We start from the raw sequence: 21,767 nt of genomic DNA on the forward strand, positions 1-21,767 counted from the left end.
GGCTGCTGACGCAGTCATCCGCGCTTTTCCGATATCAATTGCTTGTAAGCGGCGCGAATCTGATGAAACACCGGTCCGGCTTTGCCACCGCCGATAACCCGTCCGTCGATAATGAACACAGGGGTTTGAGCGCCAAAGGTGCCAGTCAGAAAGGCTTCATCCGCGCTGTAGGCATCAATCAGGGAGAAGTTGCGCTCAAAAACCGGTATCTCCAACGTGCGGCACAGGTCGATTACCTTCTGGCGGGTGATCCCATTCATGCAATAGTCACCGGTTGATGTCCAAACAGCGCCTTTGCGGACGATGAAAAAGTTGCAGGCGTCGAAACATTCCGGTGCTGCGATGTCCTTGTCGAGTGTCTTGTCCGAAAGGCGGCGCGCATTATTGCAAACTCCAGAACTCGACGTCTGGCTGTTCGACTTTCTAATGCGGCCGCTTGGTCATTTGGGTCGTTTTTTCCGGGTCTAGCAGCGCTGCAAAACACCTGCTGATCAGCCGTATTCGAATGTGAAAAAAGCAAAGGCGACTGCGTTTACCACTATTCGTACCAAAGAACGCAAGTGCGCAAATCGTGGTCCAGGTCAGGGTCCGGAAGTCAGGCTTTCGTTCGAGTCAGACCGCACCCCGGCCTCGGTCAGGATGAGATCCAAAGGGATGTCATGGGGTTGCGGGTAGATCGTCGCGAGATGCGCTGACTCGAACCCGATGCCGATGACGTACGGTTTCGGTTTGAGCGCAGCCAGCGTCCGGTCGAAATAGCCGCCGCCATAGCCCAGGCGATACCTTGTCGCCGTCCAGCCCACGAGCGGAGCAAGCGTGATTTGCGGCGTGACGATGGGCGCGTCCGGGGGTGGGACGGGAATGTTCCAGTCGCCGCGCACCATGCGCGTTTCGGGTGTCCAGTGGCGAAAGGTGAGCGGCGCCGCCTTGGTTTCGACAAGTGGCAGAGCAATGGTCACGCCGGCCGCGTGCAGTTCGGCCATCAGCGGGCGCAGGTCAGGCTCTCCCTTGATCGGCCAGTAGGCGGAAAAGACCATTCCCCGCGCACCGTCAAAGCGATCTTGCAACACCTGCCTCAAGTGCCGAGCCAGCGCCGCACCGATTTCCTTGCGTTCCGCCACGGACAGCGCCATCCGGGCGTCGCGCAGGCGCGTGCGCTCGGACTTTCGCCAGCGGGCGACATCGCATGCCTGTTCGGTGTCAACTGCAAGCGGATCGAAATAGTCCGGTGCGATCTCGGCAGCATAGCAGGGCGGTGAGGAAAAGCCGCTTTGGCAGCGGAAGCTCTTGAAATCGTCGCTTTTGAGGTCGCCTTGCAGGCGTTTCGAACTGTCCCCGTTCAGGATGTGCCGGGCTTGCGACACCATATCGTTCAGGTGCTTGGCAGCGGGTGATACATTCTTGATGGCCCCTGCACCCCGACCGGCATATAGCGCCATCGCCTCCAGGTTGCCGGTCGTGGTTCGCAGGGGCGAATCCGTGCTGTAGCGTAGCCGAGGCTGATCGCCGTCCCAGGCGATGGCCTGATGCGGCAGGCTGTCGGGGTCGTGGCCCAGGTAGTTGCCGCGCAACCCATCGGTCACGCTGTTCGCAATCACTCGCACTGCCGCGCCCTTGGGCCAATTCAGGACAAAAACATCGGTCAGCACCGTGTCGTCGCTAGTGGCTTCGACGATGCGGGACTTGTGATAAGGGTGGGCAAAAGACTCTTCGGTCGCCAGAAAGGCCGTTCCGCATTGCACGCCACTGGCGCCGATTGCCAGCGCAGCGGCCAGATCTTTACCTGTTGAGATCCCGCCGGAAATCACGACCGGCAGGTTGGTCTGCCCAAGTATCCGGTCGGTCAGTTCAAAGGCCGGGCTTCGACCGTGAACATGGCCGCCCGCCTCGACACCCTGCGCAATGATCACGTCCGCGCCCGCCTCTGCGGCGATCCGCGCCGCCTCGACCGTGCCGACCTGATGCAGAACCAGGCACCCGGCACGTTTCACGCGGTCCACCACATCTGGCATCACGTCCCAGAAAAAGCTGAAGGCCGGAACGCCAAGGTCGAGACAGCAGGCGATCTGTGCATCCAGCAAACATGCCTCTGTCGCCGCCGGGATCAGATTGACGGCAAAGGGTCGGTCGGTCGCTTCCCGCAGCGCGGTGACTTCTGCGACGATCAGCGCGGGGTCTTCGCGGACCATGCCCAGCATCCCGTACCCGCCTGCATCGGCCACGGCGGCGGCCAGTTCCCACCGGGACACGCCGCCCATGCCGGCAAGCAACACGGGCACGTCGCATCCAAGCAGGCCACAAAGCGGCGTATGCAGCGAGTCCTCATGCCGGTCCGTCATGTCTGGCCCTCTTGTTCCTGCCACAGGCGCAGGTGGTCGGCGTTTCTATGCATCTCGTCCTTCGCGGCATAAAGCAGTGTGACGCCCCATTCACGCGCGTATCCGGCAAGGGGTCGCGCAAAAGCGCAGGTTCGATCTGTCGGGCGCGGTGATTTCCATGATGCCCTGTCACCTTGAAATGGGCGTGGTCGGAAGGATTATGGGGGAGTGTCAGTTTCGCCATCTCGGAGTTCTTCGGTCAGAGCGGCGATGATCTGAGGTTCGGCGGGTGGCTTGGCCTCCCCAAGGATTTGAGCTTGTGCCTCAGGCTACATCCATGAAATAGGTATTGTAAATACCATTTTGCCAGTGCGGAGCGACATGAACCTTACTTCCTTCACCGATTACGGGCTCAGAATGCTGATGCGGATGGCGAGCGCCCCGGACCGGGCCTTTTCGACCGCTGACCTGGCCGGGGAGTTCAAGCTGTCTCGCGATCACTTGGCGAAGATCATGCAACGGCTTGCACGGGGCGGCATCGTCGAGACCCGGCGCGGCGCAAAAGGCGGGGCGACCTTGCGGCACGACCCCGCCGAGATCCGGATTGGCGATGTCGTGCGGCTGCTGGAAGAGGGACAGGCTCTGGTCGAGTGTTTCGTGCCGGATGGCGGAAACTGTACCATCGACGGCTGTTGTCGCCTGAAATCCCGGCTGCGTCACGCCGAGGCCAGGTTCATCGAGGATCTGAACAGATCCACTCTTGCCGATATCGCGCTTCGGGACCGGGCGACGGAATGAGGATGAAGGGCAGGGCACAGTGACCGCAATTCTTGACGATCCAGATATAGGCCCAAGGCGCGGTGTTCCCAATACTTTACCAACTGAACCGAAAGGAAAAACCAATGGCAAGCTGGCTCCCGACACTCAAGACCGAAACGCCGGAAGAGGGCTATGACCTTGCCATAAAACTATCACGGGTGGCGGTAAAGCTGACCCAGCCCGATGCCGAAGTCCGCGACCGTTTGCGTCCGACCTACGCCGAGGACCCAGACGCCCTTATCGCAGTCAGCCAAGTGGTGGCGACCCATTTTGCCACCATCGCTGCGGCGAATGAATACTGGCGGGACACGCAAGACAAAGGGTGACCGGAGCGGGGACCAGTGTATCGTGGGGGAACACGTCGCCGACCTATCCGAGATGCCCCGTTGATCGGGCTTGGCGCGCCACCAACGTGATACCGCCCCAAACCGCGCTGCGCAGGGTCATGGCATAGACGGTCCGCATTTCGAACGGGCCGCCCTGTGCGATGTGCAGGCCGAGGGCGGCAAAGACCAGCAATGTCGCCGCGAAAATGGCAAGTGACAGGGCAAACGCCCATCGCCGACCTTGCCAGAGTCCGACACCGGCCACGACATAGACCAGCCCGGCCAGTGTGTTGAACCAAAGCACAAAGAGAACGACCTGCCCCATGTCGAGTCCGCCGAGCAGGGTACTGCCGCCCGACATGAGGGTCAGCACTCCAAAGCCGATCGCGATGGCACCCGCGATACGGGAGGCCCTGTTTGTCTTGTGCATCGGTTCGCCCTCCTGTGTGTGCCACCGCAAGACCGGCGGCGTCGGAACATCCTCTGCGGTATAGTAGTGGCGCAAGTCTTTGCGATGGCGCAAACCCGCGTGTTCTGTGAACAGATGCCAACACGGTTCGGCTGCAACCTGCTACACGTCTGTCCGCCGTGAAACTGTTCCAGTATTCGGTCGGCGCGTCGTGATCGCAGATGTGGTCGATTGCCGCGACCACGGCAAAAAAGGGCCACGCGCAGATCCATTGCGCGTGGCCCCAATTCTGACCTGAGTATCGGGGCGGGGCTCAGCCCTGCAGCGACTTCACCACCAACTCACCTTCTTCGCGTTCTTTCATCGCCAGCGCGGCGGCATGGGCGCCCGCGGCGGTCGTGTAGTAGGGGATCTTGTCGTACAGCGCGACAGAGCGGATTTCGCGGCTGTCTGCCACGGCGGCGGCGCTTTCGGTGGTGTTCATCACCAGTTGGATGCCGCCGTCCTTCATCAGGTCGACCACGTTGGGGCGACCTTCGTAGACCTTTTTGACCCTTTCGCAGGCGATCCCTTGTGTATCGAGGAAATCCGCCGTGCCTTGGGTCGCCACAATGGTAAAGCCGAGGTCCACCAGAACACGCGCGGTTTCAGCGATCTGTGGGGTCTTGTCCTCATCCTTGATGGAAAAGAACACCGCGCCTTCGTGCGGCAGGATGGTGCCTGCGCCCATCTGCGCCTTGAGAAAGGCGCGCGGGAACGAACGGTCCCAGCCCATGACTTCGCCGGTAGAGCGCATTTCCGGGCCAAGGATGGTGTCGACGCCGGGGAAGCGGGCGAAGGGCAGCACCGCCTCTTTGACAGAGAACCACGGCATGTTCGGGTCCGCCAACGTCATCGGGTCGGCCATCGGCACGTCGGTGTCGTAGTCGGTGTCCTCGGCATAGCCTGCGCGCAGCGGGAAGTTGGACAGCGGCTCACCGGCCATGATGCGGGCGGCGATGCTGGCGATGGCGCTGTCGGTCGCCTTGGCGACGAAAGGCACGGTGCGGCTGGCGCGCGGGTTCACCTCGATCAGGAAGATCTCATCCTCGCCCGCCTCATTGAGTTTGATGGCGAACTGGACGTTCATCAGGCCGACAACGTTGAGGGCCTTGGCCAGCGCGTGGGTTTGTTTTTCGATCTCTTGCAGGATCGGCTTGCCCAGCGAATAGGGCGGCAGTGAGCAGGCAGAGTCGCCCGAATGCACACCAGCCTCTTCGATGTGCTGCATGATGCCCGCGACGTGGACGTTCTGCCCGTCACACAGCGCGTCCACATCCAGCTCCACAGCCCCGGACAGGTAGCTGTCCAGCAGCACCGGGCTGTCGCCGGATACCACTACCGCCTCAGAGATATAGCGGCGCAGGTGGTCCATATCGCGGACGATTTCCATCGCGCGGCCACCCAGAACGTAAGAGGGACGGATCACCAGCGGAAAGCCGATGTCCTCGGCAATCGCCAGCGCCTGCGCGTCGGTTGAGGCGATGCCGTTGCGCGGCTGTTTCAGGCCCAACTGGTTGACCAGCGCCTGAAACCGCTCACGGTCCTCGGCAAGGTCGATGGCGTCGGGCGTGGTGCCAAGGATCGGGATGCCCTCGGCCTCCAGCGCGCGGGCGAGTTTCAGCGGGGTCTGGCCGCCGAACTGGACAATGACGCCGTGCAGGGTGCCGTTTTCCAGCTCGACCCGCAGGATTTCCATGACGTGTTCAAAGGTCAGCGGCTCAAAGTACAGCCGGTCCGAGGTGTCGTAGTCGGTCGACACGGTCTCGGGGTTGCAGTTGACCATGATGGTCTCATAGCCCGCGTCGGTCAGGGCAAAGCAGGCGTGGCAGCAGCAATAGTCGAACTCGATCCCCTGCCCGATGCGGTTGGGACCGCCGCCGAGGATGACGACTTTTTTGCGGTCGCTGGGACGGGCCTCACATTCCACCTCGCCCATCATGGGCTCTTCGTAGGTGGAGTACATATAGGGCGTTTGCGCCTCAAACTCGGCGGCGCAGGTGTCGATGCGTTTGAAGACGGCGTTGATGCCCAGGCCGTGACGGCGGTGGCGCACGTCCTTTTCGGAGAAGCCGGTCAGCTTGGCGAGCCGCGCGTCGGTAAAGCCCATCATTTTGAGGTGGCGCATGCCGTCAGCGTCTTGCGGCAAGCCGTTTGCGCGAATTTCGACCTCGGCCTCGACGATTTCGCGGATGCGGGCCAGGAACCACGGGTCGAACATGGTGGTGGCGTGGATTTCGTCGTCGCTCAGGCCGTGGCGCATGGCCTGCGCGATGGTGCGCATGCGGTCCGGGGTCTGCTGGCCGATGGCCTTGATCACGGCGGATTTGTCGGCGGGGATCGACCAAGCGTCGACACCGACGCCGGGGATCTCGACCTCGTCAAAGCCGGTCAGGCCCGATTCCATCGAGGCGAGCGCCTTTTGCAGCGATTCGTGGATGGTGCGGCCGATGGCCATCGCTTCACCCACGGATTTCATCGCGGTGGTCAGCAGCGGCTGGGCGCCGGGAAATTTCTCGAACGCGAACTTGGGGATCTTGGTGACGACATAGTCGATGGTCGGCTCGAACGACGCCGGCGTGACCTTGGTGATGTCATTGTCCAGCTCGTCCAGCGTGTAGCCCACGGCCAGCTTGGCGGCGATCTTGGCGATGGGAAAGCCTGTTGCCTTGGATGCCAGCGCGGAGGAGCGGGATACACGCGGGTTCATCTCGATCACGACCATGCGGCCGTCGTCCGGGTTCACCGCCCACTGCACGTTCGACCCGCCGGTTTCCACGCCGATCTCGCGCAGGACGGCGATAGAGCCGTTGCGCATGATCTGGTATTCCTTGTCGGTCAGCGTCAGCGCGGGCGCGACGGTGATGCTGTCGCCGGTGTGCACGCCCATCGGGTCGACGTTCTCAATCGCACAGACGATGATCGCATTGTCCGCCTTGTCGCGGACAACCTCCATCTCGAACTCTTTCCAGCCCAGCAGCGACTCGTCCACAAGGATCTGACCCACGGGAGAGGCATCCATGCCGGTGCGGCAGTAGTGAATGTAGTCCTCGCGGTTGTAGGCTACGCCGCCGCCGGTGCCGCCAAGGGTAAAGGCGGGGCGGATGATGGCGGGCAGGCCGACATATTCCAGCGTTTCCAGCGCAATCGACACGCCGGCATCCAGGTCGAACTTGCCCTTGGCATTCTTGGGCGCGGTGACGATGGTCGCCTTGGGGTTCTCAAGACCGATGCGGTCCATCGCCTCGCGGAACAGCTTGCGGTCCTCGGCCATCTCGATGGCGGCGCGCTTGGCCCCGATCATCTCGACGCCGAATTTCTCCAGCACGCCCATTTCCTCAAGCGCCAGAGAGGTGTTCAGGCCTGTCTGGCCGCCCATAGTGGGCAGCAGCGCGTCGGGGCGCTCTTTCTCGATGATGCGGGCAACGACTTCGGGCGTGATCGGCTCGATGTAGGTGGCGTCGGCCAGACCGGGGTCGGTCATGATCGTCGCCGGGTTCGAGTTGACCAGAATGACCCGGTAGCCCTCTTCGCGCAGGGCCTTGCAGGCCTGTGCGCCGGAATAATCGAACTCGCAGGCCTGACCGATGATGATAGGGCCCGCTCCGATGATCATGATGGACTGGATGTCGGTTCTCTTGGGCATCGGGCGCTCCATTTTGGCCCCGGACGGCGAGGGCCCCGGGAGAGTCTCTTGGCAAATTGTCGGCGTTATACGCGGCGCGCCTTTGAGCGCAAGCCTCGAACGGGGTGGTACGGGGCCGCGCCGTGCCTATCTGTGGCGGGCGCGCAGAGCAAGGAGCCACAGCGATGTCCATTGTGTCAGACGAAGACGGCGGTGCCGCGCGCCGGGTCCGGTTGTGGGTCGAGTTCATCGGACTGTTTGCGGTGATCCCGCTGGTTATCGCCGCCGCCTTTCCGCCGGACGTGATGTTTCCGCTGCTGTTTGGCTTTACCGCGCTGGGGGTGGTGCTGTTGCACCTGACGCCGGGATTCGATTGGCGGTCACTGGCTCTTGGCGCGGGTCGGATCGACTGGCAGCTGATCGCGGGGTTCGGCGCGATCACCGCCGCAGTCGGTTCGGCGGTGATCTGGCTGACCGCGCCAGAGGCGGCCTTTGCGCTGATCCGGGTCAATCCGCTGCTGATGCTGATGATCGCGCTGCTGTATCCAGTGCTGTCGGCCTTGCCGCAGGAACTGGTGTTCCGACCGCTGTTCTTTCGCCGCTATGGCGGCTTGCTGCCACGCGGCGACTGGACACCGCTGGTGTTGAACGCCGCGCTCTTTTCCCTTGCGCACCTGATGTATTGGAACTGGATCGTCGCGGCGATGACCTTTTCCGGCGGTCTGGTCTTTGCATGGGCCTATGAGCGGCGCGGCAGCTTTGCCGAGGCGGTTGTGCTGCATTCGCTGTCCGGTGTGATCCTGTTTGCGCTGGGTTTGGGCGTATATTTCTATTCCGGCAACTATTTCTATTCCGGCAACGTGGTGCGGCCGTTTTAGGACGTCATTCCGCCGCCCGATCATAGGCCGCCTGCGTCGCGGGATACAGATAGTCCCGCGTGATCGGCACCGTGGACATGGATTTGGCCAGTTGCCATTGCTGCACATGCAGGTTGCCGGACTGAAAGGCCACCTCCATCGAGGCCAGGTAGAACCGCCACATCCGCATGAATTTCGCGTCAAACATGGCCTCGACCGTGTCGCGCTGTGCCTCCAGCCGTTCGCGCCAACCCTTGAGCGTCAGTGCATAGTGGATGCGCAGCGCCTCATCGTCGGACTGATGGAACCAGCTGTTTTCGATTGCGCGGTAGATTTCCGAGGCGGAAGGCGCATAGCTGCCGGGAAAGATGTACTTGTCGATCCAGGCGTTGTTGGGCCGCGGCGGGCCGTTCTTGACGATGGAATGGATCACCGCCACCCCGTCATCGGCCATCAGATCGCGGACCTTGCCGAAATATTCGCCGTAGTGCGGCACCCCGACGTGTTCCAGCATGCCGACGCTGACAATGCGGTCAAACCGTTCCTCAAGCCGCCGGTAGTCGAGCAGGCGAAAGGTGACGCGATCCTCCAGCCCCTCTGCCTTGGCCCGCGCCTGCGCGGTGGCCAACTGGTTTTCCGACAGGGTCACCCCGGTGACATTCGCGCCATAGTCGCGTGCCAGTGTCAGCGCCATGCCGCCCCAGCCACAGCCGATGTCCAGCACCTTCATCCCGGGTTCGATCAACAGCTTGCGCGCGATATGCGCCTTTTTGGCGGCCTGCGCCTCTTCCAGCGTCATGTCTGGACGGGTGAAATAGGCGCAGGAATACTGCATGTCCGCGTCCAGAAAGAGCCGGTACAGGTCGTCGGACAGATCATAGTGATGTGCCACGTTGCGTCGCGCGCTGAACGGTGTGTTGCGTTGCAGAAACCCGCGCAAGGCGCCCTGAATGCTGCGCGGCACCCTGTACCAGAGCGGCATCTCGGCAAAGCTCTGGTTGACCGCCAGCAGGTTCAGCAGGCCGGGCAGGTCGTCACCTTCGATTTGCAGCGTGCCGTCGGTATAACACTCGCCCAGCGCCAGACCGGGCCGTTGAAGCAGGCGGCGAATGGTGCCGTCCCCGGTCAAGGTCAATTGCAGGCTGTCGCCTTGGCCCGATCCCACTACCTCTGTCCGACCGCTGGGCAGCGTGACTGTCAGGTGGCCGTGCCGAACCATCCGGCGCAGCATGTTGCAGAACAGCGATTCAGACATGGCGTGACCCTCATGCGGCCTTTTGGCCCCTCTTCAGGTCACGACGGTTATCAGGTTCCGGCGATTCTCGTCAAATAAAGCCACCTCCCTTGACTTCTTGCGCCCCTCGGGATGTATCGCGCCTGTCTTTTGCGCATATCCGAAGGGGCCCGACATGCACGCCTATCGCAGCCACACCTGCGCCGATCTGACCAAGGACCAGGTGGGCGAAACCGTCCGTCTGGCCGGCTGGGTGCACCGCATCCGTGACCACGGCGGCGTGCTTTTCATCGATTTGCGCGACCACTATGGCATCACGCAGGTGATCGCCGACGGCGACAGCCCGGTGTTCAGCGCGCTGGAAAAGGTGCGCTCGGAATGGTGTATCCGCATCGACGGCACCGTGCTGGCGCGCGACGCCAGCCTTGTGAACCCGAACCTGCCCACCGGCGAGGTCGAGGTGTTCGTGCGCGACCTGGAGGTGCTGGGCAGCGCCGATGAGCTGCCGCTGATCGTGTTTGGCGATCAGGAATACCCCGAAGAGACCCGCCTGAAATACCGTTATCTCGACCTGCGCCGTGAGGCGATGCAGTCGTCGATGACTCTGCGGTCCGATGTGGTGGCGTCCATCCGCAAGCGGATGTGGGCCAAGGATTTCCGCGAGTATCAGACGCCGATCATCACCGCGTCATCGCCCGAGGGAGCGCGCGACTTTCTGGTGCCGTCGCGCCAGCAGCCGGGCAAGTTCTACGCCCTGCCGCAGGCCCCGCAGCAGTTCAAGCAGCTGATCATGGTCAGCGGCTTTGACAAGTATTTCCAGATTGCGCCCTGTTTCCGCGATGAGGACCCGCGCGCTGACCGTTCGCCCACCGATTTCTACCAGTTGGATATGGAAATGTCCTTTGTCACCCAGCAGGACGTGTTCGACACGGTCAGCCCGGTGATCGCCGGTGTGTTCGAGGAATTTGGCGGCGGCAAATCGGTCGACGCGCCCGAAACATGGCCGCAGATCCCCTATGCCGAGGCGGCACTGAAATACGGCACCGACAAGCCCGACCTGCGCAACCCGATCGAGATGCAGGTGGTGTCCGAGCATTTTGCAGGCTCCGGTTTCGCTATCTTTGCCAAACTGCTGGAGCAGGACGGCACCGAAATCCGCGCCATTCCGGCACCGGGCGGCGGCAGCCGCAAGTTCTGCGACCGCATGAACGCCTTTGCCCAGAAAGAGGGCTTGCCGGGCATGGGGTACATCTTTTGGCGCGATCAGGGGCAGGGCATCGAGGCCGCTGGCCCCCTTGCCAAGAACATCGGCCCGGAACGGACCGAGGCGATCCGCCAGCAACTGGGCCTTGGCGTGGGTGATGCAGCGTTTTTCCTTGGCGGCAAACCGGCCAGCTTTCAGCGGGTCGCGGGCAAGGCGCGCGACGTGCTGGGCACGGAACTGAACCTGACCGACCAGAACCGCTTTGCCTTTGCGTGGATCGTGGATTTCCCGATCTACGAAAAGGACGAGGAAACCGGCAAGATCGACTTTGAGCACAACCCCTTTTCCATGCCGCAAGGCGGGATGGAGGCGCTGATGGGCGATCCGCTAGCGGTCAAGGGCTTCCAGTATGATCTGGCCTGCAACGGGTATGAACTGGTCAGCGGCGCGATCCGCAACCACAAGCCCGAGGTCATGCTGAAGGCGTTCGAGATTGCCGGTTACGGCGCGGATGAGGTCAAATCGCGCTTTGGTGCGCTTTTCAACGCCTTTCACTTCGGCGCGCCGCCGCACGGTGGCTGTGCTGCGGGCATCGACCGGATCGTGATGCTGCTGGCGGGTACGTCGAACATCCGTGAGGTCATCATGTTCCCGATGAACCAGCGCGCCGAAGACCTGATGATGAGCGCGCCGTCGGACCCGTCATCGGAGCAGTTGATGGAACTGGGTCTGCGCGTCATTCCACAGGACTGACGGCGACCCAAGGCGTCTTTCCGCCGACACGGCGGGCACAATTCCGTGCGGGGCGATGCAAAACCGCCCCGCATCCTCTACAGTGCGCCCAGCACTGTTGAGGCATTTCCATGTTCGATCCACTCCTAGCCGATATTCGCTTTGGCTGCGGCCGATCCCCCCGGATCGCCGCGCCTGACAGCGTGGAGGCCATGCTGGCCGGGCTGTTGGGGCCGGACACCGCCGCAGCCGCGCATCCCATCGAAACATATGAGATTTTCCTCGCGTCGCGATTGACTCCGATGAACGCGCTGGGCCGGATCCGACGGCAGGAAAGGGGCACGGCGCTGGCCGAAGAGGCGCTTGAGAGCATCATCAAGCTGAACCGGGAGGGCCGCAAGGCGCGGCTGGACTGGCTGGTGGCGCATGTGGCGCGTCGGATCACCAGCGAAACGCCCCTGCGGGAACGGCTCGAAAGCTTTTGGGGGGATCATTTCTCCGCGCGCGGCAAGGTCAATGTGCTGCGGATCTCAACCTCACCCTATCTGGAATCGGCCATCCGCCCGTACCTAGCGGGCCGATTCGAAGACATGTTGATCGCGGCCGTCACTCATCCGCAGATGCTGCATTCTCTGGATCAGCACGCCTCTGCGGGGCCAAATTCGCCACAGGCCCTGCGCTATCCGGGCAGGAAGGGCATGAATGAGAACCTTGCGCGGGAACTGCTGGAGCTGCACACGCTGGGCGTGGGTGGTCCCTACACTCAAGGCGATGTGTATGAACTGGCAAAACTGCTGACCGGGTTGGCCTTTACCGCCGAAGCGGGCACAGAGTTTCGCGCGGCCCTGGCCGAACCGGGCGCGGAGACCGTGTTGGGCACGTCCTACGGCGGCGCGCAGCCGGCGTTGGAGGACATCCACGCTGTCCTGCGCGATCTGGCCCGCCATCCGGCCACGGCGCGGCATATCGCGCACAAGCTGGCAGTGCATTTCATCGGTGATCATCCCGACACCGCGCTTGTCGCCGCCATGGCAGAGGTCTGGTGGCAGACAGGGGGCGACCTGCCCCAGGTGTATCACGCAATGCTCAGCCATCCTGCCGCCTGGGACCCGGCGCCGGGCAATGCCAAACCGCCGCTGGATTTTATCGCATCGGCCTGTCGCGCGCTGGATGTGCCGCCCAAGGCGCTGGCTGCGCGTGCTGGTTTGCTGCTGATGAACCCGCTGCGCCAGATGGGGCAGGTCTGGCAGGAACCATTGGGCCCCGACGGGCTGCCAGAGGCGGATGGTGCATGGCTCACACCGCAGGGGTTGGCGGCGCGGCTGCAATGGGGGTTCACCCTGCCGCAGCTGATGCTGGACAGGCTGCCGGACCCGCGCGATTTTGTCGTGACCGCCCTTGGCGCGCGTGCGCCTGAAGAGGTGCGTTTCGCCGCCAGCGCCGCAGAGACCCGCTCCGACGGGATCGGCGTTGTGCTGGCCTCTCCCGCGTTTCAGAGGATGTAGACCATGGACAGACGCCGCTTTCTGACCCGCAGCGCCGCGTTGGGCTGTTCGCTGGCCGCCAGTCCGCTGGTGACACCGGTCACTCTGGCCGCGACGCCGGGCGACCACCGGCTGGTGGTGATCATCCTGCGTGGCGGCATGGACGGGTTGGGCGCGGTCAGCCCCTATGGCGACCCCGATTTCGCCGGATTGGGGCGACCCGCGCTGGATCTGGATGGCGGTGGCGCGATTGATCTGGACGGGCGATTTGCCATGCACGGCGCGCTGGCCCCGCTGATGCCGCTGTGGCAGGCCGGGGATCTGGGGTTTGCGCATGCGGTGTCGATCCCCTACCGCGACAAGCGCAGCCATTTCGACGGGCAGGATTTGCTGGAGGCCGGTGTGGCTGCCTCTGACGCACCGCTGCCAGAGGATGGCTGGCTGAACCGTCTTGTGCAGCGCATGCCGGATGCCCGCGCCGAGACGGCCTATGCCATCGGCAGTGAGCCGCTGCGCATTCTGCAAGGTCCCGCAAAGGTAAGCCGCTGGACCCCGGAGGCCGATCTGCGCCTGTCGCCTCAGGCCATTCTACTGACCCGGCGCGTGATGCAATCCGATCCGGTCATGGCGGCGGCGCTGGACACTGCCTTTGCCCTTGCGGGCAGCGATGGCGACGCTCTGGAATTCACCGGCGGGATGGGCGACATGATGGCCGCCATGCGTGACGACAGGATGAGCAACAAGGACCGCCAGATGCCCGGTGCGGCACTGGCCCGGTTTGCGGGCGATCAGCTGCGGGGGGCGGCGCGGATCGCCTGCTATTCGCTGACCGGATGGGACACACACAAGACGCAGGCACACTATCTGCCACGCGCGCTGACCCAACTGGCGCAGTCTGTGACGACGCTGAAGGAGACGCTGGGAGACGCGGCCTGGGGTCAGACAACCGTGGTTGCAGTCACAGAGTTCGGCCGCACGGCGCGCTGGAACGGCACGGGCGGCACCGATCACGGCTCTGGCGGGGTAATGGTGCTGGCGGGTGGCGCGTTGCGCGGTGGACGGGTGATCGCGGACTGGCCCGGACTGAATGAGACCGCGCTGTACAATCGCCGCGATGTCATGCCGACGCGTGATCTGCGCGCCCATCTGGCCTGGATCTTGCGCGGGCTGTACGGGGTGGAACGGTCGGCGCTGGAGTCGACGATTTTTCCCGGGTTGGACATGGGCGACGACCCGCAACTGTTGCTGTAGAGACGGTTCAGATTGCCAATCGGTCTGCCACGCGGTCCCGCACCAGTGCGGACACCCGTGCGAGGCTGGACTTGACTGGCTGACCGGCGGCGCGGGCATCTGCCAGATCCTCTGCCGCCTTTTGCAGGACGCCGTCGCCGGCGCTGCGGGCGACCCCGGCCAGGAACTGTGTCAGATAGGTCAGGCTGCGGTCGTCGCCGGGCGCGACAGAGAGCACATCCGCCGCATGGGCCATGTCATCGCGGTAGGCCAGTGGATCGGGCAAAACAGGCTCATCACAGACAAGGCGCGGGCCGGTGGGGCGCCGTTCGACCGGCAGCGCGCTGAGGATCGCGTTCTGGAAGGCGACGACGGACGACACCGGCTTGGCCAGGAAACCGTCCGCGCCGGCAGCCAGCGCCACCTCTTCGGCAAAGCTGTCACCGCTGGTGCCAAGGATCACGTCGACACGTGGGCAGGCAACGCCCAGTTCGGCGATCAGTTCGGCCCCTGATCCGTCCGGCAGGCCAAGGTCGATGACCACAACGCTGGGCCGATAGACCTGTAGATGGCGGCGCGCCGATTTCAGGCAATCGGCCCGGCGGATGCGCGCCCCCGAGCGCAGGCAAAGCAGGCGCAAGGCGTCGCAGGAATATCGGCTGTCCTCGACCACCAGAATCGTCAGCCCCAACAGGGGCCGCGTCGTGGTGGGACGCAGGTGCGGAGATAGCTTTTGTGTGTCGTCCATGGCAGTCGCTCCTTCACGAGTCGCTCACCAGATTGGCGTGACACGGTGAACAAGCGGTTAAGGGTCGCACCGCCTTGTCCGGTCGTGGCCCAAACGCCATAACCTCTGGCAACACCAGCCATGGAGTAATTGAGATGATCGGACGCCTGAATCATGTGGCCATCGCCGTGCCCGACCTCGAAGCCGCCGCAGCGCAGTACCGCACCGCGCTGGGTGCGACGGTAGGCGCGCCGCAGGACGAACCGGATCATGGGGTGACGGTGATCTTCATCGAACTGCCGAACACCAAGATCGAACTGCTGTATCCGCTGGGTGATGACAGCCCGATCAACGGCTTTCTGACCAAGAACCCCTCGGGGGGCATCCACCACATCTGCTACGAGGTCGATGACATCATTGCCGCGCGCGACCACCTCAAGGAAACCGGAGCGCGGGTGCTGGGCAGTGGCGAGCCGAAGATCGGCGCGCATGGCAAACCGGTGCTGTTCCTGCATCCCAAGGATTTCAACGGCTGCCTTGTCGAGTTGGAGCAGGTCTGATGGGCATTACGTCGGGGATCGTGCTGTATGCCGTGATCTGGTTCATGACCTTCCTCGTCGTGATCCCGATCCGGCTGAAGACACAGGGCGACATGGGCTCGGTTGTGCCGGGCACCCATGCCGGCAGCCCCGAGGTTCACAACCTGAAACGCAAGGCCTGGATCACCACCGGCGTCGCGGCGGTGATCTGGGCCATCGTCGCCTCGATCATCATATTCGAGGTTGTGACCGTGCGCGACATCGACGGCTGGATGTTCAACCGTATGGACGGCAGTTCTCACGTCAAGTGAGGCACGCGGGGGTCATGTCAGGGCCATGCTTTCAGCATGACCTGCGGCGTCCTTCGGTCGCCTTTTTGGATATTTCTGGCCAGAAGAAGCGTAGGCTCAACGCGCGGTCACCCGGTGGAACACATGGGTAAAGGCGGCGGCGCCGAGGACCGGGACCAACAGGTTGACGATTGGGAAGGTCAGCGGCACGGCCATGATGACGCCGGTGGCCCAGATCGCGCCGATGTGGCGGCGGCGCAGCCTGCGCGCCTCGGCGCGGCCCACGCGGCGCATCGCGGCCAGCGTGAAGTATTCCCGGCCCAGAAGGAAGCCGTTCAGCGCCCAGAAGATGAACGGCGCCAACGGGGCAAACAGCAGGTAGAGCACCAGCGCCAGCAGGTTTGCCACAACCAGCGTGCCAAGAAACCCCAGCGAGTCGCGCAGGCCATCGGCAATGCTGACCGGCGTGGCGGGGCCGAGGCCGGGGTAGTGGCGATCCTCGACCGCCTGGGCCACCTCTTCGAGGAAAAGCGAGGTGATGGCCGAGGCGACCGGGATCATCAGAAAGGCCGACAGCACCAGCATCACCGGCACAGAGGCCCAGCTGGCGGCGTCGTTCAGCCAGGACACCTGTCCGATCAGGGGCAGGCTGGCGTCGTCGCCGATCAGCCAGCCGACCGCTTGAAAAATCACGAAAACCGCCGCGACCAGGGCCGCAACGGTGATGCCGATCCCCCGGAAGAGCACGCCGCGAAAGCGCGGGTCGGGCATTTGCGCTATGGCCCGCGACACCGCGTCGAAGATCATTCCGACACCCAGGTGGTGATTGCACCCAGATCAGGACGCGGGCGTTCTGGAGGCGTGGCCCCTTCGGTGCCGATATGGATCACGCCCGCAATTCTCTCGTGGGGGGCCAGACCCAGCGCCCCTTCGGCAAAGCCACGGTCATGGCTCGCCCAGCCGGACAGCCAGTTTGCGCCCCAGCCAGAGGCCAGCGCCGCGTTCAGCAGCGCCAGACAGACGGCACCGGCGGAATAGGTCTGTTCCAGCGCCGGGATCTTGGGGCTGTCCTTTTGCACCTCCACAACCACAACGGCCAACGGGCTGCGGTCATAGGCGTCGCGCGCCTTGGCGATGTCCTCGGGGCTTTTGCCCAGACGTTCTCCGCAGGTCGCAACCTCGCCCGCCAACCGGCGCAATGCCCCCTCGCGCAGGACGACAAAGCGCCAGGGTTCCAGCTTGCCATGGTCAGGGGTCCGCGCCGCCGCCGTCAGCAGCGGCATCAGCGCGGCGTCATTCGGGGCAGGCCCGGTCAGCGTCTTGGCGGGGCGCGAGCGGCGCGAGAGCAGAAACGCCATCGCGGCGGAATTGGAGGAGGGCATGGCATTTCCTTCGGGCAGTTTGCAGATATGTCAGGCCCTGACGCGCCGGTTTCAACCACTTATCTTGCGCGCGTCCTCGTAGCCTGTATCCCAGACCCATGAAACTGCCCGATCTGAGCGACCTTGCCACACCCGGTGCCACATTGGCCGTGCGCGTCAAGCCAAAGGCCGCGCGCAATGCGATCCTGCGCGGCGGGGACAGCCTGCGTGTGTCGGTGACGACCGTACCAGAGGGCGGCAAGGCAAACGCGGCGGTGGTCAAGCTGCTGGCCAAGGCATTGGGAGTCCCGAAGTCGCGGCTGCAGCTGCTGCGCGGCGACACCTCACGCGATAAGCTGTTCCGCATCGCTGAATAAGGCGTCTTATTCGTCGCGGCGATAGACGCCTTCGGGCATGCTGACAGCAGCGACAAGGTCGCGCATCTGGGAAATCGATAGGGTGATCTTTTCCACGCGGTCGGTGCGGGGGTCGTATTGTTCGACCGTCACACATTCCTCGAAACTGGAAATCACCACGTCCTCTTTCAGTGGTGCTTTGCCCTCATCCACAAGGGTCACCACGGTGGCGTCGAAATCGTGCTCTACACTGAACATGGGGGCAGGTTATCGCGGCGCGGCGGGGCCGGAAACCGATTCTTGGCGGCGTTGACGACGCAGGTGCATCCGGTAGAGCATCGGGGCCATGGCGTGATCGTATAAACCTTCGGTGATTTGCCGCAGGACCGGACGCCGCACCAGCCACGCCAGCCAGCGCAGGCGGGGCATCTCTTCCCAGAGCGCGGCAAAGGCCGGCATCCCGTCAAGCATCTTGCCGTCACGGATCACATGAAACCGCCGTGCTGCCGCATCCCTGGTCAACCCGTGCGCTGCCTGCGCACCATCGGACAGGCGGCAATAGGCAATATCCAGCCCGTCCCGTGCGGTCATGCGGCGATAGCTGTCCACCTCGCGCGAACAGATCGGGCAGGTGTCGTTGTATATGACAGTGGTTTTTTCCTGCATGGGAAAGAGATAGGCCACCGGCGCAACACCGCCAAGTGAACGCGACTGTCTGGCGCAGGACGCCAATGCGGCCTAGATACCGATAGCCCGCATCGCCTGTCTGGACTGTTTTATGTATCGCCTACTCCTGATCATCGCCCTTGCGCTGCTGTCTGCCTGCGCGCCGATGTCCCTGCCTTCGCCGGCACCCGCTGCCGTGGGCGGATCCGAGGCGCAAGTGCGCGCCAACCGTGCCGCACGGCAATTTGTCGAAGTGGTCCAGACCGTCGAACCACTGGCCGAACGAGAGTGCCGCAAGCGGACCACCGGAATGAACTGCGACTTCCAGATCGTCGTGGATGACCGGGCCGACCTTGCCCCGAATGCCTTTCAGACAGAGGACCGGTACGGGCGGCCGATTCTGGCGTTCAACATCGGCATGATCAATTCGGTTCGAAACGCGGACGAACTGGCCTTTGTCATGGGGCATGAGGCGGCGCACCACATTCAGGATCATCTGGCCAAGACCCGCGAAAGCGCCACCATCGGCGCGGTGGTGTTTGCCGGAATCGCCGCCATCAGCGGAGCCGAGGCCGAGGCGGTGCGCAACGCCCAAGAACTGGGCGCTGCCGTCGGTGCGCGGACCTACTCCAAGGAGTTTGAGCTGGAAGCAGATCAGTTGGGCACCATCATCGCCTATCGCGCAGGCTATGATCCGGTGAACGGGGCCAAGTTCTTTGGCCGTATCCCCGATCCGGGCAACAAGTTCCTGGGCAGCCACCCGCCCAATGCCGCCCGTATGCAGATCGTACGCGATACGGCGGCGGCGCTTGCCGGGCAATAGATCCAGTTGACGCCACGTTGACCTGCATCAAGGCAGAGTCAGACCCGAGTCGGCATCCTTGCCCCATTGGACCAGAACCAAGGGGACCGACCCATGCAAAGTCAGACCACGCTCAGACGGCACGCGGCGCTTGTTGACAACATGGCACAGGCGCGGGGCATTGATCTTGAGGAACAGATGCTGCGCGGCAAGCTGTCGATGACAGACCTTGAGAATGCTGTGCTGCACTGTACCGGATGTACCGCTGTCGACAAATGCGAACACTGGCTGGATGCGCAGGACGCGACGACGTCGGACACACCCGAGTATTGCCGCAATGCCGCGCTGTTTCGCGCCTTGGAACAGGACTGAACCATGAGCGGACCGCAGCCTCTTGGCAATGCGACGGATCACTATTGGCTTGTTCAGCGCATGGCCAAGGCCACTGGCGTTGATCTTGTACGCGCCGTCGATGTCGGTCTGCTAAGTCAGGTGGACTGGGCGGGGCTTGTGACCCGGTGCCGGGGCTGCACCTGGGCCGAAGGCTGCGGCCACTGGCTGGACGCACCGGGGGATGACATCCGCGCCCTGCCGACCCCCTGCGTCAACCGAAAACGCCTTGCCGCGTTGAAAGACGCGGTTCTGGACACGACGCCCTAGGAGAGACGTGATGACCTTGACGCTTGGCGATCCCGCCCGGCATTTCTTCATGACGCGCAGCGTGGCGCGGGTCATGGGCCTGAATCTGCACGAAGCGATGAAAACCGGCCGCCTTGCCCCCGACACTTATGCAGGTATGGTCACCCGCTGCCGGGGGTGTGCGTTGGTCTCGGCCTGCGAAAGCTGGCTGGCCAGTCAGGCCAGTCTGACCCCGACTCCGCCACCCGGTTGCTGCAACAGCACGATCCTGTCTGACCTTCGCCGTCGCGTCTGAGTTTTCAATCCCGGCATTTGGTGGATCGGAGACAGGATGAAATTGCCTGGCTCTGCGGGGTGGTTTTGCAGAAACGGTCGCCCGGTTTGAGACTGCGCCCAAAGCTCTGGGCCGCCTTGGCGTGCGAGGAGTGTGTTTGCACTCAGTCGAGACCTTCATAGTGGAGGCGATTGAAGATCGTTTCTTTATTGCCATGTTTCTCCGAACCGTTCTGGCCATTGACCCAAGACCGGGTTGCTGTCCGGCTTCAAGATTCTGCCCGTACCGCGCACAGAATGTGCGCTGACCGCCTGTCCCGCAAAAGCAGTGGGGTGGGTATGAGCGGCGATGTGAGGGGTAAGTGGTGCCCAGGAGAGGCACCGAACCCTTGCCCCATATGGTTCAGCAGCGTTCAATAGCTATCCGGACAGTCGTTAAGTGTCTGATGTTGCTACATGCTACATCCAAAACTGACTTATTCCGTCCAAAATTATCCAATATGTAGAGGTGGGTTCAATGGTGGGTGGAGGCGAACTGGAATGCCAGCTCTGAACAAGTTGTCAGCGGCCTTCGGAAGGAGCGCGCCAGTTGGCAAGCATAACGACGGCAACGGTCTGTGGCTCCAGAAGCGGTCCGACGGGGGCGCAATGGTTCTTGCGATTTGATCTGCATGGACGTCGACATGAGATGGGTCTTGGTGGGTATCCTTCGGTTGGCTTGAAGGAGGCCCGTGTCGAACGTGACCGTTGGAGGAAAATCGTCCAGTCTGGAAAGAACCCGATCCGAGAACGTGAACGTCAACGCCGTGAGGCGGCGCGATACGACAACACCTTTCGGGCAGTGACGATGGAAGCATTCGATGCCCGCAAGGCAGAGTTGAAAGGCGACGGGAAAGCAGGGCGATGGCTTTCGCCGCTCAATCACCATGTCCTTCCAAAATTGGGCGATGTTCCAGTCGAAGAAATCGATCAGCGCGACATACGGGATGTCTTGGCGCCGCTGTGGCATGAAAAGGCCGAAACAGCTCGCAAGGCCCTTAACCGCATTTCGATCGTTTTCAAGCACGCGGCGGCGATGGGTCTCGATGTCGACTTGCAGGCAGCCGAAAACGCCAAGGCGCTGCTCGGTCAGTCACGCCATGTCCCCAAGAACATTCCCTCCTTGCCTTGGCAGGACGTTCCCGCCTTTTACCGGACCTTGGGTGACGAGGCTCGCTCCCATCTCGCGCTTCGCCTGCCTTCGAGATCGGTGCAATGTCCGCGGGGACAGGGACTCCGGGATCCGGGAAATCGACTTTCACCACCTTAGCGGCCTACCACGTCGCCAAGGCAGAAAACGTCAAGGTCGGGTTCCTGGAGTTCGAAACCCACCCCTACCGGATTCGCGACCACCTCGCGCGGCTGCAAACCGGCAAGCCGTGGGATAGTCTTTCGGCTGACGAGCAAGCCCGGTGTGCCCATTTTTTGGATGGGCATTTCCGGGTCGTGCACCGGACCTTCGACGGAAACAAGGCTCACAACCTTGGGTGGCTGCAAACCATGATCTATACGCTGGCAGTTCGTGATGGCTGCAAGCTGATCATCGTGGATCCGTGGAACGAAATGGAACACTTGCCAGAGCCCGGCGAGAGGCTTTGTTGCGCAAAGGCTGGTTGAGGGATTCATCTCGTGAATCCAGCGTGGTAGCTGTCCTGCATGAGCAGACCGATCCCGCCGAGCTACAAGACCAAGAACTGGCCGGCCTGTATCCGTCCGCTGTCGCCGCTCTGACGAGCGGAACCCTCGGCTGATAGTGTCCACCAGTATCCGTCCGCTGTCGCCGCTCTGACGAGCGGAA

General features: G+C 62.9%; 24 protein-coding genes and 1 pseudogene. 15 read left to right on the top strand and 10 right to left on the bottom strand.

What is annotated here, in order from left to right; all coding sequences use genetic code 11:
• Positions 1 to 14 precede the first annotated feature (14 nt).
• Positions 15 to 323 (bottom strand): annotated as a pseudogene (locus CHB90_RS22315) (aminotransferase class IV); the annotation flags it as partial.
• Positions 324 to 581: 258 nt separating this feature from the next.
• The gene (locus CHB90_RS27125) at positions 582 to 2,339 is read right to left on the bottom strand and encodes a 5-formyltetrahydrofolate cyclo-ligase (protein WP_245823337.1); all 1,758 of its coding nucleotides are present in this window, start codon (positions 2,337 to 2,339) and stop codon (positions 582 to 584) included.
• A 360-nt stretch (positions 2,340 to 2,699) separates the two neighbouring features.
• Between CHB90_RS27125 and CHB90_RS22325 the strand changes: the two genes are divergently transcribed.
• Positions 2,700 to 3,116 carry an RrF2 family transcriptional regulator gene (locus tag CHB90_RS22325; protein WP_089280011.1) on the top strand — a complete coding sequence of 139 codons (417 nt, stop codon included), beginning with the start codon at positions 2,700 to 2,702 and terminating at the stop codon, positions 3,114 to 3,116.
• Between the two features lie 104 nt (positions 3,117 to 3,220).
• On the top strand, positions 3,221 to 3,463 hold the full coding sequence (locus CHB90_RS22330; protein WP_089280012.1) for a hexameric tyrosine-coordinated heme protein: 243 nt from the start codon (positions 3,221 to 3,223) through the stop codon (positions 3,461 to 3,463).
• A 43-nt stretch (positions 3,464 to 3,506) separates the two neighbouring features.
• Here CHB90_RS22330 and CHB90_RS22335 read toward each other — a convergent pair whose 3' ends face one another.
• Together CHB90_RS22335 and carB are read right to left on the bottom strand one after the other, a co-directional pair.
• On the bottom strand, positions 3,507 to 3,893 hold the full coding sequence (locus tag CHB90_RS22335; protein ID WP_089280030.1) for a hypothetical protein: 387 nt from the start codon (positions 3,891 to 3,893) through the stop codon (positions 3,507 to 3,509).
• A gap of 292 nt (positions 3,894 to 4,185) precedes the next feature.
• Positions 4,186 to 7,557 (bottom strand): carbamoyl-phosphate synthase large subunit, encoded by a 3,372-nt coding sequence (gene carB / locus CHB90_RS22340; protein ID WP_089280013.1) that lies wholly within the window; start codon positions 7,555 to 7,557, stop codon positions 4,186 to 4,188.
• A gap of 164 nt (positions 7,558 to 7,721) precedes the next feature.
• On the opposite strand from carB, the gene CHB90_RS22345 reads away from it, so the two are divergent.
• Entirely contained in the window at positions 7,722 to 8,414 is a 693-nt protein-coding gene (locus tag CHB90_RS22345) for a CPBP family intramembrane glutamic endopeptidase (RefSeq protein ID WP_089280014.1), read from the top strand.
• A 4-nt stretch (positions 8,415 to 8,418) separates the two neighbouring features.
• On the opposite strand, the gene CHB90_RS22350 is transcribed toward CHB90_RS22345, so the two are convergent.
• Positions 8,419 to 9,648 (bottom strand): SAM-dependent methyltransferase, encoded by a 1,230-nt coding sequence (locus tag CHB90_RS22350; protein WP_245823338.1) that lies wholly within the window; start codon positions 9,646 to 9,648, stop codon positions 8,419 to 8,421.
• A gap of 154 nt (positions 9,649 to 9,802) precedes the next feature.
• On the opposite strand from CHB90_RS22350, the gene aspS reads away from it, so the two are divergent.
• The 3 genes from aspS (at position 9,803) to CHB90_RS22365 (ending at position 14,298) form a co-directional block, all read left to right on the top strand.
• Positions 9,803 to 11,584 (top strand): aspartate--tRNA ligase, encoded by a 1,782-nt coding sequence (aspS, locus tag CHB90_RS22355; RefSeq protein ID WP_089280015.1) that lies wholly within the window; start codon positions 9,803 to 9,805, stop codon positions 11,582 to 11,584.
• A 110-nt stretch (positions 11,585 to 11,694) separates the two neighbouring features.
• Positions 11,695 to 13,068, top strand: coding sequence for a DUF1800 domain-containing protein (locus CHB90_RS22360; RefSeq protein ID WP_089280016.1), 1,374 nt, complete (start codon positions 11,695 to 11,697; stop codon positions 13,066 to 13,068).
• A gap of 3 nt (positions 13,069 to 13,071) precedes the next feature.
• Positions 13,072 to 14,298, top strand: coding sequence for a DUF1501 domain-containing protein (locus tag CHB90_RS22365; protein ID WP_089280017.1), 1,227 nt, complete (start codon positions 13,072 to 13,074; stop codon positions 14,296 to 14,298).
• A gap of 7 nt (positions 14,299 to 14,305) precedes the next feature.
• Here CHB90_RS22365 and CHB90_RS22370 read toward each other — a convergent pair whose 3' ends face one another.
• Entirely contained in the window at positions 14,306 to 15,025 is a 720-nt protein-coding gene (locus tag CHB90_RS22370; RefSeq protein ID WP_089280018.1) for a response regulator, read from the bottom strand.
• Positions 15,026 to 15,159: 134 nt separating this feature from the next.
• Between CHB90_RS22370 and mce the strand changes: the two genes are divergently transcribed.
• Positions 15,160 to 15,564, top strand: coding sequence for a methylmalonyl-CoA epimerase (gene mce / locus CHB90_RS22375; RefSeq protein ID WP_089280019.1), 405 nt, complete (start codon positions 15,160 to 15,162; stop codon positions 15,562 to 15,564).
• Positions 15,564 to 15,854 carry a DUF1467 family protein gene (locus CHB90_RS22380; protein WP_089280020.1) on the top strand — a complete coding sequence of 97 codons (291 nt, stop codon included), beginning with the start codon at positions 15,564 to 15,566 and terminating at the stop codon, positions 15,852 to 15,854. Before mce ends, CHB90_RS22380 begins: the two co-directional genes overlap by 1 nt.
• 96 nt (positions 15,855 to 15,950) lie before the next feature.
• Here the strand turns inward: CHB90_RS22380 and CHB90_RS22385 are convergent, their stop codons facing one another.
• Positions 15,951 to 16,640, bottom strand: a complete 690-nt coding sequence (locus CHB90_RS22385) for an EI24 domain-containing protein (RefSeq protein ID WP_089280021.1) — start codon at positions 16,638 to 16,640, stop codon at positions 15,951 to 15,953.
• The gene (locus CHB90_RS22390) at positions 16,637 to 17,215 is read right to left on the bottom strand and encodes a nitroreductase family protein (RefSeq protein WP_089280022.1); all 579 of its coding nucleotides are present in this window, start codon (positions 17,213 to 17,215) and stop codon (positions 16,637 to 16,639) included. Before CHB90_RS22390 ends, CHB90_RS22385 begins: the two co-directional genes overlap by 4 nt.
• A gap of 98 nt (positions 17,216 to 17,313) precedes the next feature.
• On the opposite strand from CHB90_RS22390, the gene CHB90_RS22395 reads away from it, so the two are divergent.
• Positions 17,314 to 17,571 carry a DUF167 domain-containing protein gene (locus tag CHB90_RS22395; RefSeq protein WP_089280023.1) on the top strand — a complete coding sequence of 86 codons (258 nt, stop codon included), beginning with the start codon at positions 17,314 to 17,316 and terminating at the stop codon, positions 17,569 to 17,571.
• 6 nt (positions 17,572 to 17,577) lie between these two features.
• On the opposite strand, the gene CHB90_RS22400 is transcribed toward CHB90_RS22395, so the two are convergent.
• A complete protein-coding gene (locus tag CHB90_RS22400) occupies positions 17,578 to 17,808 on the bottom strand; it encodes a hypothetical protein (protein ID WP_089280024.1) in 231 nt (76 codons plus the stop codon).
• Positions 17,809 to 17,817: 9 nt separating this feature from the next.
• A complete protein-coding gene (locus CHB90_RS22405; RefSeq protein WP_089280025.1) occupies positions 17,818 to 18,234 on the bottom strand; it encodes a thiol-disulfide oxidoreductase DCC family protein in 417 nt (138 codons plus the stop codon).
• Positions 18,235 to 18,328: 94 nt separating this feature from the next.
• Here CHB90_RS22405 and CHB90_RS22410 point away from each other — a divergent pair, with 94 nt between their 5' ends.
• From CHB90_RS22410 to CHB90_RS26325, 6 genes are all read left to right on the top strand, one after another.
• Positions 18,329 to 19,039: a M48 family metallopeptidase gene (locus CHB90_RS22410; protein WP_089280026.1), complete on the top strand. Its 711-nt coding sequence runs from the start codon at positions 18,329 to 18,331 to the stop codon at positions 19,037 to 19,039.
• 93 nt (positions 19,040 to 19,132) lie between these two features.
• A complete protein-coding gene (locus CHB90_RS22415) occupies positions 19,133 to 19,390 on the top strand; it encodes a DUF6455 family protein (protein ID WP_089280027.1) in 258 nt (85 codons plus the stop codon).
• Positions 19,391 to 19,393: 3 nt separating this feature from the next.
• On the top strand, positions 19,394 to 19,678 hold the full coding sequence (locus CHB90_RS22420) for a DUF6455 family protein (protein WP_089280028.1): 285 nt from the start codon (positions 19,394 to 19,396) through the stop codon (positions 19,676 to 19,678).
• Between the two features lie 10 nt (positions 19,679 to 19,688).
• Positions 19,689 to 19,952 carry a DUF6455 family protein gene (locus tag CHB90_RS22425; RefSeq protein WP_089280032.1) on the top strand — a complete coding sequence of 88 codons (264 nt, stop codon included), beginning with the start codon at positions 19,689 to 19,691 and terminating at the stop codon, positions 19,950 to 19,952.
• Positions 19,953 to 20,519: 567 nt separating this feature from the next.
• The gene (locus tag CHB90_RS22430; protein WP_342744985.1) at positions 20,520 to 21,239 is read left to right on the top strand and encodes a tyrosine-type recombinase/integrase; all 720 of its coding nucleotides are present in this window, start codon (positions 20,520 to 20,522) and stop codon (positions 21,237 to 21,239) included.
• On the top strand, positions 21,185 to 21,586 hold the full coding sequence (locus tag CHB90_RS26325; protein ID WP_141135952.1) for an AAA family ATPase: 402 nt from the start codon (positions 21,185 to 21,187) through the stop codon (positions 21,584 to 21,586). The genes CHB90_RS22430 and CHB90_RS26325 overlap by 55 nt, the downstream gene beginning before the upstream one ends.
• The last annotated feature ends 181 nt before the right edge of the window (positions 21,587 to 21,767 follow it).

It is taken from the genome of Antarctobacter heliothermus, assembly GCF_900188425.1.
Lineage (GTDB): Bacteria > Pseudomonadota > Alphaproteobacteria > Rhodobacterales > Rhodobacteraceae > Antarctobacter > Antarctobacter heliothermus.

Excerpts from the sequence above, each read along its gene's own strand:
- aspS (WP_089280015.1), top strand. The coding sequence starts at position 9,803 with ATGCACGCCTATCGCAGCCACACCTGCGCCGATCTGACCAAGGACCAG.
- CHB90_RS22415 (WP_089280027.1), top strand. The coding sequence starts at position 19,133 with ATGCAAAGTCAGACCACGCTCAGACGGCACGCGGCGCTTGTTGACAAC.
- CHB90_RS22395 (WP_089280023.1), top strand. The coding sequence starts at position 17,314 with ATGAAACTGCCCGATCTGAGCGACCTTGCCACACCCGGTGCCACATTG.
- CHB90_RS22350 (WP_245823338.1), bottom strand. The coding sequence starts at position 9,648 with ATGTCTGAATCGCTGTTCTGCAACATGCTGCGCCGGATGGTTCGGCAC.
- CHB90_RS22380 (WP_089280020.1), top strand. The coding sequence starts at position 15,564 with ATGGGCATTACGTCGGGGATCGTGCTGTATGCCGTGATCTGGTTCATG.
- CHB90_RS22410 (WP_089280026.1), top strand. The coding sequence starts at position 18,329 with ATGTATCGCCTACTCCTGATCATCGCCCTTGCGCTGCTGTCTGCCTGC.
- CHB90_RS26325 (WP_141135952.1), top strand. The coding sequence starts at position 21,185 with ATGTCCGCGGGGACAGGGACTCCGGGATCCGGGAAATCGACTTTCACC.
- carB (WP_089280013.1), bottom strand. The coding sequence starts at position 7,557 with ATGCCCAAGAGAACCGACATCCAGTCCATCATGATCATCGGAGCGGGC.
- mce (WP_089280019.1), top strand. The coding sequence starts at position 15,160 with ATGATCGGACGCCTGAATCATGTGGCCATCGCCGTGCCCGACCTCGAA.
- CHB90_RS22400 (WP_089280024.1), bottom strand. The coding sequence starts at position 17,808 with ATGTTCAGTGTAGAGCACGATTTCGACGCCACCGTGGTGACCCTTGTG.
- CHB90_RS22365 (WP_089280017.1), top strand. The coding sequence starts at position 13,072 with ATGGACAGACGCCGCTTTCTGACCCGCAGCGCCGCGTTGGGCTGTTCG.
- CHB90_RS22385 (WP_089280021.1), bottom strand. The coding sequence starts at position 16,640 with ATGATCTTCGACGCGGTGTCGCGGGCCATAGCGCAAATGCCCGACCCG.
- CHB90_RS22420 (WP_089280028.1), top strand. The coding sequence starts at position 19,394 with ATGAGCGGACCGCAGCCTCTTGGCAATGCGACGGATCACTATTGGCTT.
- CHB90_RS22360 (WP_089280016.1), top strand. The coding sequence starts at position 11,695 with ATGTTCGATCCACTCCTAGCCGATATTCGCTTTGGCTGCGGCCGATCC.
- CHB90_RS22330 (WP_089280012.1), top strand. The coding sequence starts at position 3,221 with ATGGCAAGCTGGCTCCCGACACTCAAGACCGAAACGCCGGAAGAGGGC.
- CHB90_RS22370 (WP_089280018.1), bottom strand. The coding sequence starts at position 15,025 with ATGGACGACACACAAAAGCTATCTCCGCACCTGCGTCCCACCACGACG.
- CHB90_RS27125 (WP_245823337.1), bottom strand. The coding sequence starts at position 2,339 with ATGACGGACCGGCATGAGGACTCGCTGCATACGCCGCTTTGTGGCCTG.
- CHB90_RS22425 (WP_089280032.1), top strand. The coding sequence starts at position 19,689 with ATGACCTTGACGCTTGGCGATCCCGCCCGGCATTTCTTCATGACGCGC.
- CHB90_RS22390 (WP_089280022.1), bottom strand. The coding sequence starts at position 17,215 with ATGCCCTCCTCCAATTCCGCCGCGATGGCGTTTCTGCTCTCGCGCCGC.
- CHB90_RS22335 (WP_089280030.1), bottom strand. The coding sequence starts at position 3,893 with ATGCACAAGACAAACAGGGCCTCCCGTATCGCGGGTGCCATCGCGATC.
- CHB90_RS22345 (WP_089280014.1), top strand. The coding sequence starts at position 7,722 with ATGTCCATTGTGTCAGACGAAGACGGCGGTGCCGCGCGCCGGGTCCGG.
- CHB90_RS22325 (WP_089280011.1), top strand. The coding sequence starts at position 2,700 with ATGAACCTTACTTCCTTCACCGATTACGGGCTCAGAATGCTGATGCGG.